Here is an 18837-nt window from a genome sequence, read left to right as displayed (position 1 = left end):
AAATCTTCTCCTTTTTAACGACTTTTCCATAATTCAAATACCTGCTTTCGAATTTTTTCAATAAGATAGAAAATCGGTATCAATAAGCTGATACGAAGCCAATAAACGAACGGAAGTGAGACATGCTGGAAGAGAATTTTTACTGGCGTGAAATAAATTGTCACCATCAGAAACAGAGATGATAAAAATAAAGCAAAAATTAAGTGTGGATTACTAAATATCCCGATTATCCACACATCATTTTTCTCTGTCCGACAAACAAAGGCGTTACCAAATTGTACAAATACAACTCCGGCATAATAGACTGTAATCGCAGTCAAATAAACTTGTCCATTTGATTGCATGAGCACAAATTTCCGATTCAATGAATCAAATAGAAGATTTCCAGAATCCCAATAAACACTGACGAAAAGTAAAAAACATAATAAGAATTCTGTACCACCTAACCGAAGAAACGATTGCAGAAGAAGCGATCGATCTACCAATAACTGATCTTTTCTCCTTGGAGGACATAACATCACATTTAATTCAGGTTTTTCGCTGCACAAACCTAAAGCCGGAAAGAGATCGGTAACGAAATCGATTGCAATGACTTGAGCAACGGTTAATGCCAAAGGAATTTGAAAAATAGCAGTCAGGAAAAATGGAAGTATTTCCGGAATGTTAGACGCAAAAATATAGGTAATTGATTTCCTGATATTCTCAAATATCGATCTTCCTTCTCCAATTGCCGTAACGATCGATGAAAAGTCATCACGCATCAAAATGACATCCGCAGATTCTTTAGCGGCATCAGAACCAGTTAAGCCCATCGCTATGCCAACATCAGCCGCTCGAATTGCCGGAGTGTCATTGACACCATCACCGATGAAAGCCACAATTTCACCTTGAGCTTTTAGTAAATTGACAATTCGGAGCTTGTGTTCCGGTGCCATACGCGAAAAGACGATTTCCTGAGAAAGCAATTGAGCAAGTGTTTCATCATCCATACCGTCAATTTCCGATCCAGTGATAAGATGCGTGTTTTTTGTTGAAAGCATTCCAATTCTGCGAGCGATGGATTCCGCAGTCAAACCATAATCTCCGGTTATCATCATCATACGAATTCCAGCTTGTTTAATTGTCTGTACTGCTCGTGCGACTTCAACCCTCGGAGGATCCATCATTCCAATTAATCCCAAAAATGTCAATCCGCACTCAATCATCTCTGCGTAAAATGGTCCTTTTTGATACGGAATTTCACGTTGCGCCAAAGCCAACACGCGCAAGGAAGAACTGGAGAACTCATCAGTGATTTGCAAAATTTCTTTGCGCATTTCTTCGCTTAACTCCACCACTTGCCCTTCAATCAGAATATGAGAACAAAGAAATAGAATTTCCTTGGGAGCGCCTTTCGTACAAATCAGAAGCTGATGATTGATTGTATGGATCGTCGACATACGTTTTCTGTGGGCATCAAACGGAATCTCGTATATACGAGGAAACTCATTTTCAACCTCAGCGGATTTCAATCCAAATTTTATAGCCATCACTCTTAATGCTGATTCCGTCTGATCACCCAGACTGTGCCAGGCAGATTGCTCTGAATCAGAAGGAAGCAGACGTGAGTTATTACATAAAATTGCAGTCCTGCCAATCAAGTCCAAATCTGAAGATCGGAATTCTTGTATTGTGCCAGTCTTCATCGAGATGACTTCACCGCAAGGATCATAACCGACACCTGAGACAGAATAGCGGTCTCCTTTTGTCCAAATTTCACGGACTGTCATTTGATTTTGCGTCAATGTACCGCTTTTATCGGTGCAGATCACAGAAACGGATCCTAAAGTTTCGACGATTGACAATTTTTTTACAAAAATGCCTTGAGGAGCGAGCCGTTGGACTGACATCGCAAGCGCCAGCGTTATCGTTGCAGCCAAACCTTCCGGCAGCGTTGCTGCTAATATCCCGATGGATAATGCCAATGCATCTTTTTTTTGAATCCCGATATCATAGACACCGATTATAAAAATAACCACAGCGAGCAAAATTCCTGCTGCAGAAAGATACTTCGTGATATGCTGAATCTGACGTTGAAGGTGGCTTGGTTCTTCTTTTTGAGTTTGGGTCAGTTGCGCAATACGTCCGAACTGTGTAGTCATTCCGGTTCGGTATACAACAGCTTTTCCGTTTCCGGAAACCACAGTTGTTCCCGAAAAAATGAGATTGGGGTATTCCAATTCCGATAAATCATCCCGCAAGAATGGTTCAGATATCTTCAATACTGGCATCACTTCGCCTGTTAAAGCTGATTGATTAGTTCGAAATCCAAAGGATTCAATTAATCTGGCATCGGCTGGGATTCTGTCGCCTGCAGTTAATATGATTATGTCACCAGGAACAATTTCGCTGGCAGGAATCGGTTTTCTTTGCCCATTTCTTAAGACAACAGCATTCACGGGAAGCATTTTTCGCAAAGTGTCGAGTGCTTGAATTGCCCGACTTTCACTCCAAAATGAGAAGAATGAATTGATCACGACAATGGTCCAAATTACCAAACCTAATCCGATATGGCCAATCAACATCGAGATCAACCCTGCTCCCCATAAGAGCAACGACATTGGATTGGAAATATACTGAATCCATTGCCTCACTGGTAAAGTTCGGTATGGTTCAATCAAACAATTCTGTCCATATAGACGGGTTCTTTCGGATACTTCCCGATCAGAAAGTCCATCATCAGATGATGCCAGGTAATCAAAGATTTCCTGAGGTGTTAACATTTGAAGAGGTAAAAAAGCCATAAAGACTCGACAATACCCTGTTTTCGATTGTTCTGCACAGTAATTTCAGAGAAAAAACTGTACAGACAATCATCCAATGACCTGAAATTTAAGAAAGTTTCCTTGTTATCGTGTAGTCTTGCTTGAAGTCATAAACTTCACAATAACAAGTTTTCCTTCTTGTATCAAAGGTTTTTCTTGATTTTGAATCGCTGATAATCAATAACGATGATCCACTATAAGCCTGGATTCATTGTCACTTTTTCTTCCTGTTCAGATCAGGCAATGTCATCAGATCTGATTATCTCGGATTGTTCGGCTTTACTCATAAATTGAAGAATAAAAGAATCTGCATTCAACGCATGAATCGCTTCATCATAAGCGCCGGCTTCAGCAGGTTTGGGGAATTGTCCCGGCCTTCGGATTCCAAAAATTTCAAAGAATCTTGCAATCCCAGATAAAATCGAATAGCGATATTCCTGCATTTTTAGAGACTGCCACTCCACAATTGATGCCATATGACCTTCTACTCTGGCTTTTTTTCTGACAATCCGATGAATTTGTTTCGGTGTTCGATAACCGATTGGCGAAAGAAGAATCAGGTTTGCGCATAAGACTAAAAGGCTGAAAGAAATTAATACCATCCAGCCACCTTCAGACCATTTTCCGATAATCTGCATAACGAAAACAAGAGCTGCCAAAGCTGCTGCGAAGGTAGCGGCGGCAGTTCCCCATTTTTGAACAGCACCTGAATAATGCGTTATTACATGTTTTCTGATGGATAATCCCATGATCATGATCGGCATGAAAACTCCCACGCCATAGAACGGGACAGCTTTCGTTGTTTCTCCTTTAACAAGCAGCATAATCAGGATCGCGATACCGAATGTAATCGTTACTGAACGGGTAAACGTTCCGCGTGCATCCCGATAAACGATGATTTCCGGTATTTCTCCGATTGCGACATCGCGCCATTCAGTCGCCTGTGCATCCTGAAACGCGGTCATGGAAGCTGCAGCAAGTAAAAATACGGCCAACAACTGATAGCTCCAATACAAAATTGTTCCTCCGGGGAAACTTCCAAAACCGATCAATGCGAGATTTCCGACCAATGTACGTCCAAGTGTTCCATCAAAGACATTAAAATGAATTGAAAAGGCAGACAGGAAAAACGTTGTAATTCCGCCATAAAACAGAAATGATGTTTGCACCATACGGCCGATTCCGGATTTGCCACTGTAAAATTGCCAGAGTTTTTTAAACTTTGGAAGTCTCTTCTTACCCCATTTCACAAGCGGAAAATCCTCGTCAATCACAAATTGAATGCCATTGGACATCGCCTCCAGTCCAGTTAATGCAACCATACCTTTCATGGATGCGGTCAGTAAATGCATCAATGCGGTTTTCAGTGAAACCGTCTGAGGTACCGTTTCCATGGGTTGAGAAGGTACTCCGGAATGCTTGGCAATGAATAAACCGATTGCCATGACCACCGTCAATAAAAAGAAAACACTCAGCAGCATAAATACAACACGGGATGATTCACCTCTTCCACGAATAGTAAGGAACCAGGTGATCGCTGCCAGTGACGCTCCGATAGCAAAATGCCAAACCCAATTTGTTTGCATGAAGCCAAAAATCGATAAGAATTGATCGGCTCCATTTAACGCCGAAACAACAATCGTCAATACATAATCCTGAATCAATGTCACTGCAACGATAAGACTTAAGCCGGGTGTCAAATAGCGCATTGAGGCGGTATAAGATCCACCGCCCTCATTAAAAATTCCCAGAGAATACATATACAACGCACCAAACACAATATTTCCAAGGGAAATCACTGCAGCAGCAATAAAACCATAACGCTGCAAACCTAAAGGATGCAGCGCACTCATCATCTCACCTGTTCCATAATAGAACGAAGTAAAATAATCGACCCCGAACAATGCGACAGCAGCCAGCAAACCGATCTGACCCGCTCCATGCACATGCGCATCGTTCTTCTTTTCGCGAGGAGATATTTTTAACGCAATCACAAAAAACACAATTAACAGAGCAAGTGAAAAAATCATTTGGATCTACCTTTTACGATTAGAATTTGGAGTTACTGTATTAATTCGTGACGTATCAAACTCTTTTTCAAGAATAGATAATTCAGCCAGTAGGTATTTTCGAGTGGAAAGACTTAATCGCGTATCTTGAGCAATTTTTGCACTCTCCTCGCGTGTCGCACGGACAACAAAAGCCGGGACAAATAAAATACGTCCAGCTGGTATGATTTCAAAATCATAAGTATGCATTTCAAGCACTTGATCATCGAAATAAGGAAGACTGAGGTGTAAACCACGATTCAAATCGGAAGCTGCTGCGCGAGCTTTTATGATTTTTATGATTTCGTGTGTCTCATACATAGCCAGAGCTCTGCCCTGGTTAATTAATTGGCCAAGCATCCCATATCTTTTTCTCTGATATTCGGGATCGCTAATAATGTATGGAGCCAGAGAGACCGCGGTATGCAGCATTGCAAGGAAGGATTGCATATAGGAAATATGATCTTCTGCCGAAGATACAGATTGAACTAACAATTTTCCATTCTCATCAAGAATAACCCACTGGGGAAGATAAAATCGAAGCGCAGCAGGAACAAAAGGACGCTGATACTCTCCCCTGTTTTCTTCCATCGAACCGTTTTCAACAATGGCATCAGATTCCTGTGTAATAGCTGATTGTTTTTCACCCTTTTCAATAATTGGATTTGAAGGAATTTCCTCTCCTGCCGGAATCTGATATTTCACATTCCTGCCAGATGGCAAAGCGACATGCACGATTGTCATCGTCAATGAATATCGAAACAGACGCGCTGCAACGCTGACGGATCGTTGAGGAGATTCAATCAATTCTAAAAGACGCTGTCGGAGAATGAATCGCAAGTCTGTTCGAATTAAACGATTCATCATGCTTCCGATTTCCTGTTCCCGCTGTCCTTCCGGCAAAGGAATCAACTTTCCTTGAGCATCATCGGTAATGACCTGGTCCGGTAAACTGAAAACTACCTGTTTCTGATTTTTCCGAATTGCATCAATCATTTTTTGGGATTCCGCATCCAGAAATCGTTGAATCCATACAGGTTGTTTTTCATACAGCGCTTGTTCCACAACCAGCTCATCCTGCAAAGTTGAATCTGCCTCAAATAGATACTGCAGATCGACCTTTTTATGAATTTTTTTTGTCATTTTTTTATCCGAGGAATAAAGACCAGAAATAGATTAGAATAATTTCACCAGCAACAATCAGGAACATGATTGCAGAACCCATGGCACCTGAAAGATTATCGCTGACTACGCCTTCGGCTTTAAGAAATCCTGCCAACAGTAAAAGCAATCCAATCCAAAATAGCAGCCGCTTTCCAATTTTCCCGATCGAAAAAGAATGAGGACGTACCAATGCAGAGTATATTTGAACGGAATTTGGTATTTTCCGTACTAATTGATCAGCTAAAGGTTGTCGAAAAAAAATATGCGATACAGCTTGTATTTCTTTCGGGCAATAAACTACATCATCAGGATGAGAATACTTTTGAATTGCCTCAATCCATGAATTTCCGAAAACAAGTTGTGAATCGACATGAAATGAATGCCCGACCAAAGCAGACGTGATCGAAATCAGTTTCAGATGTCCGTTTGCTTCTTCTTGATAATTCGAGGCAAGCATTAGTAAAAAAACAGAAAGAGCGTTTTTTTCAGCCGTTTTTTTGACATAATTGCAAAATGAAGATTCATCAAGAATTTGAGGTGAAACCAGAAAAATGATATTTTCTTTTTTTTGCAACATTGAGGGAGAAGTCGATATTGGTTCCTTTTCAACTTGATCGGGAAGGAAAAAGCAAGAAGGTGAGTCTGCTGTGGTAATTGAAATTTTTTCTGTTGAAATCATAAAAAAATCTCCTTCTATATATCTGAAGGAGATTGTATCGGTCGGTTATAAATCCCTGACAAAAAAATTTGTCATAAATATAAAGATTTTATAAAGATCTTGCATTTCTTCTATTCGTAAGTGATAAAGCGATAGCCAACCCCTGGTTCGGTAACGATATATTTTGGTGAATTTGGATTGTTCTCAATTTTTTTTCGAAGTTGTCCGATAAACACACGTAAGTACTCTGTATGATCAGAATCCTCAAATCCCCATACGTAAGACAGGATCGCTTGATGTGTCAATACACGATCAGCGTTACTGGCAAGATAAGCTGCTAACCGAAATTCAGTCGCAGTTAATTTAATTTCTTTCCCGGAAAGTGTAACCAGATGACGGCTCAAATCGATAACCAAAGCTCCGGATGTAATAATAGTTTGCTGTATTCCTTTTACCTGTGAAGCGTGTTTTAAAGCTACTCGTATCCGTGCTAACAATTCTTCGATACCAAAAGGTTTGGTTAAATAATCATCCGCGCCTTTATCGAGTGCTTTCACTTTTTCTTTTTCACTATCACGTACCGATAAAATGATGATCGGAACCTGTGTCCATGCTCTAAGTTCTTCACAGACCATCAAACCATCCATATCCGGAAGACTTAAGTCCAGAATAATGACATCTGGAGGTTGTGCAGCAGCGAGTGTTAAAGCTTCGGTTCCGGTACTTGCGGTTGTTACTTTAAATTGATTGGCAGTCAGAATCGTCTTTAATGCTCTGAGAATCTGAGGTTCATCATCAACAACCAATATTTGCGTTAACATGTTTTCAGATTTCTTCCTTCTCGGTTATCGCTTCCGATCTTTCCCAAAATCTTGGTACTGTAAAATAAAAAGACAGACCATCGGGTTCATTTTGAGCCCATATTTTCCCGCCGTGTGCTTCGATAATTCCTTTACAAATCGATAATCCAAGACCGGTACCCGTTACATTTTCAAATCCGTTCATTCGATAAAATTTATCAAATATACGTTCTAATTGGTCTTCAGCAATATGCGGGCTTTGGTTTTTTACCTGGATGAGCAGCTGTTTTTCGTCCCAGACGCGAATACGAACTGTTATTTTCGATCCTTTGGGCGCATATTTTGAACAGTTACTGAACAGGTTAGTAAAAACTTGATCCATTTGGATGTAATCCACCGGCACATAAGGAAAATCATCCGGAATTTCGACATCAACCACATAGTCCTGACGAATTTGTATCATCCTTTTTAAAACGCCATATACAATTTCTGCCATCGAATTCCAACTACGTTGAGGGTTTAACACTCCTGATTCAATGCGTGACATTTCTAAAAGGTTTCCAACAAGATGATTCAAGCGATCCGTCTCCTCTTCTATTGCAGTCAACAGTTCATACCTGGAGGCATCATCCAAACTTACCGTTTTGCTGCGAAGACTTGAAACTGCAGCTTTGATGGTTGCCAGCGGAGTCCGAAGCTCATGAGAGACTGACGACAGAAGAGATGTTTTCAGTTTGTCGCTCTCTTCCAAAATCTTTGCATGGTTATCAATCTCAATAAGATAAGCCCGTTCAATTGCCAGTGTTCCCTGTCTTGCAAAAGTATTTAGCATTTGTTGCTCGACCGTAGAAAATGGCAATCCAGAACGCCAGAGTCGGACAATCTCTTCACCACCCCGCGTAGTAGATATCGGTATTATTAAATCCGGGTCTGTTCCTTCCGGCGTCCCATCCCCAACCACCGTTGATATTTTCTTTTTTTTGTCAGGACTCTGATAAACCACTACTTCGACTCTATCCGTATTAAATGTCGCAAAAATTTTTTCAGCTAATATTTGTGAAATTTCTTTTCCATCTTTCAATCCAGTCAATGCAATATTCAACTCGTATAAATATGTTACTTCTCTTTCCCGTTCTATCACGGCCATTAAGTTTTGACGATCCTGATTTAGAAGCTGACTGATGACAATTGCTATGATCAAAAAAACAATCAGAGAAATTAAATCCTGCGTTTGACGGATTGCTAATGTAAATCGCGGAGAGATGAAAAAATAGTTATAACAAAAAAAAGATAGTACCGCAGTTAGAACAGCAGGGAAAAGCCCGAAAATCCGTGAAATAAAGACTACAGGCAGAAGATAAAGTAAAGAAATCACTTGAATATTCAATTCATCCCGTACATACCACAGGATTCCTGTTACTGCAGTGACAGCAAGAATCGGATATAGAAAAGAGAAAATTTTTTTATATAAAGAGTGGTCCCAATTGCGCATAAATTGAATTATACAGCTCCAGTGAATTGAAATATAAAAATTCAACAATTCGAAATATGAGAAGGATTCATAAAAGTCCTATTGTTTTGTGTAAAACACAAAACAATAGGACTTTTATCTTATTATTTAAAACCCAGTCTTTTTCGAATTATCGATTAAACACGGCTTTGTATATACAGCAAATAGGTTCCTGCTAAATAGATGATCGTCATGATCACCGAATCAGACTCCATATGTCGAAATCTTCGAAATGAAGTGACGTTTCCAACCAAAGCCAAGCTGGTCAATAAAACTCCCAACATGCCAGCAATTAAGAACGATTGATCAATCGCTCCGATAAATCTTCCTTTTGTATAGAACATGTCGGTCAACGCTAATCCGAACATATTGAACATGTTGCTGCCGAATAAGTTGCCCATCGCCATTTCCGGGGCGCTTATTTTTAATGCAGCAATGGATGTAACCAGCTCCGGTAAAGAAGTAATTATTGCAACTAATGTGGAACCGATAAAACTTGTTCCCAAACCAGTGATGTCGGAAATCGTTGCGCTGCTTCTGACCATTAATGGCGTTGCGATCATTAATAGCGCTGATGCCAGGATGAATCCGAAAATTCCAGCTTTTAAAGAAGGAATGGATTTTAATTCCTCCTCGGTTAAATCCGCTGTAATTTCGCTGCTATCGTTTTTATTGATTAAGTAAACCGAAAAGACATAGAATGCGGCAATAATGATTGAATCGATTCCGACCCAGCCAATCTGGAAATGGATAGATGCTAACAGAGGATTAGCACATAAAAAGAATAAAACCAATGTACATAAGAATACTGCCAGGCTCCCCGATAATGTATGTTTTAAAGCGCTGGATCTTAAAATTCGCTGGTCTTTCCCGATCACATCCAGAATTGCAAGAATGAACATATTAAATGCGGAACTGCCGAAGAAATTTCCTGCAGCTAAATTGGGTTCATCAGCCAGTACCGAATTAATACCGGTTAGCATTTCAGGAAGACTTGTGGCACCTGCTAAAAGCAGCACACCGACAAACATCCCGCTGATTTTCGTCCGCGCAGCAATCACATCACCATTGGATGCTAATTTCATGGCAGCAAAGACGATCACTGCAGCGCTGATTACAAAAGTAAACCAGACAAAATTCCCGGTTGTTATTGTTTGAATGATTAATTCCATAAGCTTACTCCGCAGAATAATTCTTGTGTAATCCCTTTACCCCATTCAATTCCCAATAGCAAAAGATTCCAGTATCAGGATTTGAAAGATCTCCAACCACATTTTCGGTTTCAGCAAGACAATTCTGAACGATGGTCTCGTTCTGAACAACTGACATGAGTGTGACATTGTATTCATCCAAATTCTCAGTGGTATACGCAAAACGGCCTGGTATGCGCATTCTTTTTCGAAATGCACCAGTACTTTCATAAATGGTTGTTCCGCCGACTCCGGATTTTTTCCAACTATCCAGGATCATATCAAGTTTTTGTGGGTCATTTAATACAAACAATATCATGTACATAGATCTGCCTCCTCTATTGTCTACATCCTTTTTTTGTCAAAAAAACGACGAAGGTGCACGTAAAATTCTTGAAAGAATTGTTTATAAATAAGCTATCAGCAATACAAAGTTGGTAATATCCATCTGAGATAAGAAAGAATCTTTCGAATCGCTGATCACTTATTCATAGAATTGAAAAAAGTTACTGAGTAATTATAATGGTGTTTATCAAATATTTGTCGATTATTATGATAAACAATCCACTATTTTTACGAAAATTTTCAGTGGTTTAGAATCTGGAAAATGTTTCGAGAGACAAATGAGAACAAATGCAGTTGTATTACTTTTTTTGTGGGGGGGGGAAAAATATACTTCAGCCTCAGTAATTTTAAATATGTAGAGGATTTTTTGTTGCTGTGATATTAATTTCTGATTGATTCAAATAGCAAGTCGATATCTCGATTTACTGCAAAAGCATATACTCCTTCGCATCTTTCAAACGACCGGTATTTATTGCAAATCCAAATTTCTGTTAAAATCAATAACTGTGAATCGAAATATCCTGAAAGAAGGGGGATGAAAATGAAAAGAAGAGTGATTATTGTGGGGGGAGTTGCCGGAGGGGCCAGTACTGCAGCCAGACTGCGCAGATTGGATCAAGAGGTTGAGATCACAATCTACGAACGTGGAGAATATATTTCTTACGCAAACTGCGGTTTGCCTTACCACATTGGTAACATAATCAAATCGCGCGATGCCCTGCTTTTACAAACTCCACAAGCGATGAAAACCAGGTTTAATATTGATGTGCATATCCTGCATGAAGTTATTGCCATCGATCGAAATGAAAAAACAATTTCGGTCAAGAACCTCAAAAATCAGGAAGTAACCCTTGAAAAGTATGACACGCTGGTTCTTGCAACCGGATCATCACCCGTAATCCCGAAAATTCCCGGTATTCAATCAAAAAGAATCCTGTCTCTCTGGACAGTTCATGACACAGACAACATCCGCCAGTTCATTCAGGAAAATAATGTGACAAATGCTGTGGTTATAGGCGGAGGTTTTATCGGTGTTGAAATGGCAGAAAATCTTCGTCATAGGGAAATCGATGTCACACTGGTTGAAATGCTGAATCAGGTGATGACGCCCTTTGATTACGAAATGGCTCAATTAATTCACGAATCAATGGAACATGAAGGTGTTCATCTTCAGTTAGGTGATGGTGTGGATTCCTTTGAGGACTACAACGATTCTGTGCTCATTCATCTGAAAAGCGGAAAGCAACTATCCACGCAGTTGGTTATCCTTTCCATCGGTATCAGACCTAACAATGAACTTGCCAAAAACGCCGGCCTTGAGATTAACCCTCGAGGTGGAATTGTAGTCGATGATATGCTCCGCACCTCTGACCCTAATATTTATGCAGTGGGAGATGTCATCGAAGTAGAAGATTTCATCGACAAAAGCCGCACCATGATTCCTCTTGCAGGCCCTGCCAATAAACAAGGTCGCATTGCAGCCAATAATATCGCAGGAGATGAGGATCATTATCTGGGAACGCAGGGTTCTTCCATCATTCAGATTTTCGATTTGACCGCGGCAAATACCGGTGCGAATGAAAAAACGCTGATTAAGCGAGGATTGGTTAAAGGACAAGACTACGAGAGTCTGATCATTGTTCAAAATTCACACGCCGGATATTATCCGGGTGCTGTTCCCATGACATTGAAATTATTGTTTTCAAAAGATGGAAATAAGATATTCGGAGCTCAAATTATCGGTAAAGATGGCGTGGATAAGCGGATTGATACAATTGGAACTGCAATTCGCCTCGGCGGAACCATCTGGGATCTGAAATCCCTGGAATTTGCCTATGCTCCTCCTTATTCTTCTGCAAAGGATCCGGTGAATATGGCCGGTTTTGTTGCAGAAAATGTTCTAAAAGGCAGAGTTGCCTTTTCAGATTGGGATTCCGTTGAGAAAAGCGACCCGAAAAAGACAACTGTTCTGGATGTCAGGGAAGATGCAGAAAGACAAGCTTATGCAATCCCGGGATCCATCAACATTCCGCTTGGACAGCTTAGGACGAGAATATCAGAGCTTGATAAGGAGAAAGAGATTATCATCTTTTGTGCCATTGGTGTCAGAGCTTACAACGCAGCCCGCATTCTGATGCAACAAGGTTATTCCAATGTGAAGATATTTCCTGGCGGTATGAGATTCTATCGCGCAACGCATTATCAAGAACATGACCTCCCGCCCGTTACGCATGACCGCATCGCTGACAGCGGACATTCTGAAACGGATGATACGCCAGCTGTATCATTCCGGCTGGATTGCTCCGGGCTGCAGTGTCCGGGACCGATCATGAAAGTATTTGAGACGATGAAAGATTTGGAAGAAGGCAAAATTGTGGAGGTTTCAGCTTCAGATCCGGGTTTTTCTCGAGATATTGAAGCCTGGTGCAGACGAACCGGGAACACGATGCTTTTAAATGAAAAAAAAGGAACCGATTATGTTGCTCTGATTCGCAAAGGCATAAAAAAATCTGAGGAAAAGAATACTATCAATTCAGAAGCTTTGAAACCTAATGAGGGAAAGACGATTATTGTTTTCAGCGGTGACATGGATAAAGCCATCGCCTCCTTCATCATCGCCAACGGAGCAGCTGCGATGGGACGTCCGGTTACGATGTTCTTTTCATTCTGGGGGCTGAATATTTTACGGAAACCGGAAAGAGTACCCGTCAAGAAAAACTTCATCGAATCCATGTTTGGCTTGATGATGCCATGTGGAACCAAACAATTAACCCTGTCAAAAATGAATATGGGCGGTATGGGCACTGCGATGATCAAGAAAATCATGAATGACAAGAACGTTGATTCCCTGGAAGTCATGATTCAAAAGGCAAAACAAGCCGGCGTAAAATTGGTCGCTTGCACTATGAGTATGGACTTGATGGGAATTAAAGAAGAAGAATTGATAGAAGGCGTCACTCTGGGTGGAGTCGGATCTTACTTGGGGGATGCTGAAGAATCAAACGTCAATTTATTCATATGATGATTTTTTGCTCGGACATTTGTAAATTTGAAATTAAAAACGAATTAGTTTTTTGAATCGGTGAAAGATACTTTTCAACAAGGCGGAAACAGATGAGTATTGTGTAGCCAAACTGTCATCCGAAATGCGATAAAAAAGCGGTATATGGACTGCAATCCATGTACCGCTTTTTGTATCCTGCTGCAACCATAATAACAGCGATTCAAAATTTGGAAAAAATTTATCAAGTTCTGTTGATTATTTTGAGAATTATGTCAGCATTTCGAATTGCTGAGTATTGACAGTACATATTATACAACGTTACAATTTATGTAACTGTAATACAAGGAGGATCGTACTTCATGGAAATTATCAATTTACAGACTAAGGCTCAATTAGATATTTATATGAATCCGCAAAGACAAAGTCTTTTGCGTATTCTTGAAAAGTCAAAGATGCCAAGAACACCGAAGGATTTATCGCTGGAACTTGGTGTTTCCGCCTCGTCCATCCAGTATCACTTGAAAAAGTTGGAATCGCTTGGACTTGTCTATATGGATCATACCGCGAATATTCGGGGAATAACTGCAAAATACTATGCCCCAACAAGAGTAACTGTACGTATTGGTGGGGATAAAGAAGACACACTTATAAATGAACGAGTGGCATTGTCACGAAACCTTGTGGCTGACGTGCTGGATAATACGATCTCAACCATCTTCAGACCGAACCAGGAAAAGTGTTGCGGTGATGTAAAGACAGGTGTTGCACATCTCACATCCAATCAAGCGGAGGAATTGCAGACCATCATCCATGAGTATCTTGAGAAAGTAAACACGCCCTCCAAAGATACAGAACCTTGGGAATATGCGCTGATGTACTATCGCATCAAGGAAAAGCAATGACCGGTATTCAGAAGATTATTATCTTTCTAAGTTACTTTGGAGTCGGGTTATTTATTCCAGTCTTAAGCTTATTTATTCTTTCTCATGGCTGTAATTTGCAGAGTCTTGCAATCGTGATTGGCATAAATTCAGCAACAGTAATTCTTGCAGAAGTCCCCAGTGGTATATACGCAGATATGCGAGGAAGAAAATATGCTTTTTTTCTGTCTTGCGCTTTTGTGGCAGTCAGTTTTATCCTGATATATCTATTTCAAAATGTTCTGTTGCTGATTGTTGGCATAGTATTCTTCGGGCTTGGAAGAGCTTTTCTCTCCGGAAGTCTGGATAGTCTGATCATCGAGGACTGTATACGGCGCAACGGAGATGCAGAACTTACCGCGGCGACCAGCACAAATCTTGTATATCAGTGCGCTGGCATTGCTGCAGGTTCACTCATCGGTGGTTTTTTACCGAATATAAATGGTTACTTTCTGCATGTAATTGTTCGATTGATTGTTTTGCTGGCAGTTGCGATACTCAGCGCTGTTTTTCTCAAAGAAACGCCGATTTCAAAGGGAATGCAGAAAACATTGATGGCGCAGACAAATATGATGATAACAGAACTGATAAATAAAAAACAATTACGAATCATCATGTTCTGTATATTTGGATCCAGCATAACATTGTTTGCGCTGGAGACCTATTGGCAGCCACAGTTTACAACATATATTTCATTGAAGCAGCATTATTTGTTAGGCGTCCTCTGTGCGTGTGGATATGGTGGAACCATGCTCGGCAGCTTTCTTACCGGACATATTAAAATGTCTGAACAGGTACGTCGTTGGCGCTTCTACTTGCTTTTTGTAGTGCTGTTGGGATTTGCACTCTGCATGATTGCGATCCAAAACACTGCAATCGGATTTATGCTTGGTTATGTGCTAGCCCAGACAATCCTTGGAATTGCCAATGTTCCGGAGCAGACACTGCTTAACAGCTTGACAGCCAGTGAAGCCCGTGCATCCATGCTTTCTGTAGCCAGCCTTTTTTCACAAATGGCGGGGTACTCAGTTCGATAATATGCACCGTATTGATTCTTTCTATAGAAATATCCGGCATATTTTTAGTGATGGGCAGCTTGACAGCCATCATTGCCTTAACAGCATTTGTATTATTGACGCTGAACAAAGGTAAATTGGAATGAAAAGGGTTTGACAAATCTGCATGATCAAAAAGCGGGTGTATGATTCTGAAAATCAATACCTATAACAATTATTTTAAAATACTACCGTCCGGCATTAAAGCCGAATCAAAAAAAAGAAGTGACATGATTGAATCAATGTCACTTCTCAAAAAACAACCTGTTTAAATATGAACTTTATAACACGCAACGCTATCAAGAACGATCGGCTTATTTAATTGGAACAACGAATCTCAAATCTATATCGGTTTTAAAACGGAATTTTTAAAACATGGAGTTCAAAATCAAACATTACACGATTTTGCTATGTATAAAAACAAAATATAGTATTTGTTTGTTCCTTTCAGATTGACGATCATCACTCAAAAAATCGATTAATACTTGATAAATTTGTCGCCAGAAACACCGCAAATTACGCACTTGTCCGGGCGAACTTTTTCTATATTGCCGCATACTGGACAAAGATAATAGAAAACCTCTTCCGTTTCATCAATATTTTCAAGAGCTTCTGTATAGAGCTTTGCATGAACTTCTTCGGCTTTCATGGCAAACGTAAAGATCCGGGCTGCAGCCTTGTTTTCTTCACGATTTGCCTCCTCCAGAAATTCCGGATACATGCTCTCATATTCATGTGTTTCGCCCATGATGGCATCCTGCAAGTTCTCTTGCGTTGTCAAGATTTTTCCGGCTAATTCCAGCTCTTTGTGTGCATGTAAAGTTTCAGCATCCGCAGCGACTCTGAATAATTTCGCTGCATTAGCCTTTCCTTCACTTTCAGCTTTTTTTGCATAAGCCAGATATTTCCGATTTGCTTGTGATTCACCTGCGAATGCAGCCATCAGGTTTTCATGTGTTTTTTGTCCGCTCATCTTCCTGTTCTCCTTTATTAAAATTTAATGGTTATAGCAGATCCAGCAAGCGCTGAATCGTTTCTTTCGGCAAATCTTCATGCGGTGAATTGAGCAAAGCGCGCAGTAATTGCTTGACTTCGGCACCTTGAGGAAGCATATATCCGGCTTCCCGCAGACAGTCTTCGGTACTGATTCTGCTTGAAACTTCCAACGCTTTGGCTAATTGACGAACTTCCGGACTTTTTGCTTCTCGCGCAATTCCAGCCGCAATTTTTTCTTGTTCTGCTTTATTTTCCGCCATCTTCAGCAACATCGCTTTGGTTTTCTGACCTTTTATCTGTGGAGAAGCATAGTTATCATTGACAAGATAAATAGCATGGGATGGGCATGCATCCACACATAACCGGCATCCATCCAGACATTTTTCAAAATCGATCTGTCCTGTTTCAGTGTCGGTTGCGCCTGTCGGACATACAAAAAGACATACGCAATCTTTCGTGCACAATCGAATATTTCTTGCTGCATGCATCACACACTCTCCTTCTGAATTTTCATCATCTTGAAACCAGGCACTTTACAGATCGGACAAATTTCTGGCGGTAAATTCCCGATATAAATAAATCCGCAAATCTCACATACAAAAACATTGGTGTTTTCGAGCAAAGAATCTTTTTGCTTTTCATACCGATCCAATAAGGATTTTAAAATTTTTGAGACTTTTTCGCCCCAGGTTAAAGCTCTAAGAGAGCCGCGATCGCCATCAGCTGCAGCCTGTTGCGAGATTTCTGCATAATCCTTGTTTAATTCTTTTAAGACAAGTGCGCTGTAATCCGTAAATTGTTTTCCTTCAGGAAGCTTGCTCTTGCTCTTGTAATAACTGGCCAGTTGATCAAATAAAGAAGCTTCTTCTGTTCGCAGTTGTTTCGAACAGGCTTTTGCAAGATTTGAACAAAGGGCACTTAATGATTCAACGGACAATTCATGCATATCATCCATGTTTTTCCTCCATTCTTGAATTCGGAAATTTATAAAATTATTCAAACACGAAAAGCTGTGGATCCTGAAAAGAAAATCCAGAAAATCACTTACACCGATTCGACCATTCACCAAGAAAGTAATCTTCGGAATTACTTAATTCAACAGTAGATTCTTAATATCATCATATCTGAAATTATTATCCACCGCAACTGCCTTGGTGCTGGTGTTCATGGCAAATGGACCCTGTTGACTTTAATGTGCCGGCGATGTATGCTGCAGCGGCGTCTTTAGCCATTCCAGTCGCTCCCACAATCACTTCAATCTGATGTGCATTAAAAATATTAATTGCTCCTTCGCCCATACCGCCAGAGATGATGACATTTACTCCCAGATCATGCAAAAAATTTGGCAGAAATCCCGGTTTATGACCCGGATTGGGAATCGATTCACTTTTTATAATTTGGCCATTCTCAGCCTCATATATATTAAAATTTAAACAATGTCCGAAGTGTTCGGTTACTTTGTCATTTTCACTTGCTACTGCGATTTTTACCATTCTTTTTCTCCATTTTTTCAAGTATTGATACGACAGGATCCATCCAATTTTCCTGAAAATCTTCAATTGTGCCATTGTCACAAGCCGCTGCCAGTTTCGGATCAATCGGAATTTTGGCAAGGGTATGCAAATGATGTTTCTCTGCGATCTGTTCTATGTGGCTTTCACCAAACAGTTGATATTCTTTTCCGTTATCAGGACATTTGAAAAATGACATATTTTCAACCAATCCGAGAATTGGGATATTCATCATTTCAGCCATCTTCACTGCTTTTGTCACAACCATGGAAACCAGTTCCTGCGGGGATGTGACGACAATGATTCCATCAACAGGTATCGATTGAAATACAGTCAAGGGAACATCGCCGGTACCTGGCGGCATATCAATAAACATGTAATCCACATCACTCCAGATTACCTCGGTCCAAAACTGTTTGACTGTGTTTCCAATAATCGGTCCGCGCCACACGACAGGATCCGTTTCATTTTCAAGCAGCAGATTGATCGACATGACTTCAATGCCGGTTTTACTTTTTGAAGGCAATAATCCCCATTCATTTCCCGCAGCTTTTCCATTGATGCCAAAAGCTTTCGGAATCGATGGCCCTGTCATATCCGCATCAAGAATCGCAGAACGATAACTTTTTCGATTCATCGCCACTGCCAATAAGGAAGTTACAAGGGATTTGCCAACGCCACCTTTTCCGCTCACCACTCCTACAACTTTTCCCACACTGCTCATCACGTTCAATGCTGCAGAAAAATCCGTTTGTTCTTCTTTTCTTTCAGTACAATTCTCACTACAGCTCTGACACGCTTGATTGCAATTTTCACTCATTCATTTCTTCTC

General features: G+C 40.4%; 16 protein-coding genes. 3 read left to right on the top strand and 13 right to left on the bottom strand.

All coding sequences use genetic code 11. The features are described 5' to 3' along the window. Positions 1-14: 14 nt before the first annotated feature. The 8 genes from ATC1_RS10350 to ATC1_RS10315 form a co-directional block, all read right to left on the bottom strand. The gene (locus ATC1_RS10350; protein ID WP_062281488.1) at positions 15-2783 is read right to left on the bottom strand and encodes a cation-translocating P-type ATPase; all 2769 of its coding nucleotides are present in this window, start codon (positions 2781-2783) and stop codon (positions 15-17) included. A 257-nt stretch (positions 2784-3040) separates the two neighbouring features. Beyond that, a complete protein-coding gene (locus ATC1_RS10345) occupies positions 3041-4834 on the bottom strand; it encodes an amino acid permease (protein ID WP_062281486.1) in 1794 nt (597 codons plus the stop codon). 6 nt (positions 4835-4840) lie between these two features. Next, positions 4841-5995, bottom strand: a complete 1155-nt coding sequence (locus tag ATC1_RS10340; protein ID WP_062281481.1) for a hypothetical protein — start codon at positions 5993-5995, stop codon at positions 4841-4843. Positions 5996-5999: 4 nt separating this feature from the next. Further along, positions 6000-6695, bottom strand: a complete 696-nt coding sequence (locus ATC1_RS10335) for a hypothetical protein (RefSeq protein WP_062281479.1) — start codon at positions 6693-6695, stop codon at positions 6000-6002. Between the two features lie 110 nt (positions 6696-6805). Further along, a complete protein-coding gene (locus ATC1_RS10330) occupies positions 6806-7495 on the bottom strand; it encodes a response regulator transcription factor (RefSeq protein WP_062281476.1) in 690 nt (229 codons plus the stop codon). A 4-nt stretch (positions 7496-7499) separates the two neighbouring features. Then, on the bottom strand, positions 7500-8966 hold the full coding sequence (locus ATC1_RS10325; protein ID WP_062281473.1) for a sensor histidine kinase: 1467 nt from the start codon (positions 8964-8966) through the stop codon (positions 7500-7502). A gap of 155 nt (positions 8967-9121) precedes the next feature. Further along, positions 9122-10156: a sodium:calcium antiporter gene (locus tag ATC1_RS10320; RefSeq protein ID WP_062281470.1), complete on the bottom strand. Its 1035-nt coding sequence runs from the start codon at positions 10154-10156 to the stop codon at positions 9122-9124. Positions 10157-10160: 4 nt separating this feature from the next. After that, a complete protein-coding gene (locus ATC1_RS10315; RefSeq protein ID WP_062281467.1) occupies positions 10161-10499 on the bottom strand; it encodes a hypothetical protein in 339 nt (112 codons plus the stop codon). Between the two features lie 561 nt (positions 10500-11060). Between ATC1_RS10315 and ATC1_RS10310 the strand changes: the two genes are divergently transcribed. The 3 genes from ATC1_RS10310 (at position 11061) to ATC1_RS10300 (ending at position 15480) form a co-directional block, all read left to right on the top strand. Beyond that, positions 11061-13541, top strand: coding sequence for an FAD-dependent oxidoreductase (locus tag ATC1_RS10310; RefSeq protein WP_062284086.1), 2481 nt, complete (start codon positions 11061-11063; stop codon positions 13539-13541). Between the two features lie 341 nt (positions 13542-13882). Beyond that, positions 13883-14425: an ArsR/SmtB family transcription factor gene (locus tag ATC1_RS10305; protein WP_062281465.1), complete on the top strand. Its 543-nt coding sequence runs from the start codon at positions 13883-13885 to the stop codon at positions 14423-14425. Beyond that, on the top strand, positions 14422-15480 hold the full coding sequence (locus ATC1_RS10300; RefSeq protein ID WP_062281460.1) for an MFS transporter: 1059 nt from the start codon (positions 14422-14424) through the stop codon (positions 15478-15480). Before ATC1_RS10305 ends, ATC1_RS10300 begins: the two co-directional genes overlap by 4 nt. A 496-nt stretch (positions 15481-15976) precedes the next feature. On the opposite strand, the gene ATC1_RS10295 is transcribed toward ATC1_RS10300, so the two are convergent. The 5 genes from ATC1_RS10295 to ATC1_RS10275 all read right to left on the bottom strand — a co-directional run bounded on the left by ATC1_RS10295 (position 15977) and on the right by ATC1_RS10275 (position 18825). After that, positions 15977-16471, bottom strand: a complete 495-nt coding sequence (locus ATC1_RS10295) for a rubrerythrin family protein (protein WP_062281457.1) — start codon at positions 16469-16471, stop codon at positions 15977-15979. A 31-nt stretch (positions 16472-16502) separates the two neighbouring features. Beyond that, positions 16503-16982, bottom strand: coding sequence for a 4Fe-4S dicluster domain-containing protein (locus ATC1_RS10290; RefSeq protein ID WP_062281454.1), 480 nt, complete (start codon positions 16980-16982; stop codon positions 16503-16505). Then, the gene (locus tag ATC1_RS10285) at positions 16982-17449 is read right to left on the bottom strand and encodes a rubredoxin-like domain-containing protein (RefSeq protein WP_062281450.1); all 468 of its coding nucleotides are present in this window, start codon (positions 17447-17449) and stop codon (positions 16982-16984) included. Before ATC1_RS10285 ends, ATC1_RS10290 begins: the two co-directional genes overlap by 1 nt. A 178-nt stretch (positions 17450-17627) precedes the next feature. Continuing rightward, the gene (locus ATC1_RS10280; RefSeq protein WP_062281447.1) at positions 17628-17987 is read right to left on the bottom strand and encodes a NifB/NifX family molybdenum-iron cluster-binding protein; all 360 of its coding nucleotides are present in this window, start codon (positions 17985-17987) and stop codon (positions 17628-17630) included. After that, on the bottom strand, positions 17962-18825 hold the full coding sequence (locus tag ATC1_RS10275; RefSeq protein ID WP_062281443.1) for an Mrp/NBP35 family ATP-binding protein: 864 nt from the start codon (positions 18823-18825) through the stop codon (positions 17962-17964). The genes ATC1_RS10280 and ATC1_RS10275 overlap by 26 nt, the downstream gene beginning before the upstream one ends. Between the last annotated feature and the right edge of the window lie 12 nt (positions 18826-18837).

The organism is Flexilinea flocculi, from assembly GCF_001192795.1.
Taxonomy (GTDB): Bacteria; Chloroflexota; Anaerolineae; order Anaerolineales; family Anaerolineaceae; genus Flexilinea; species Flexilinea flocculi.
This window is presented reverse-complemented; position numbering and strand designations above follow the sequence as displayed.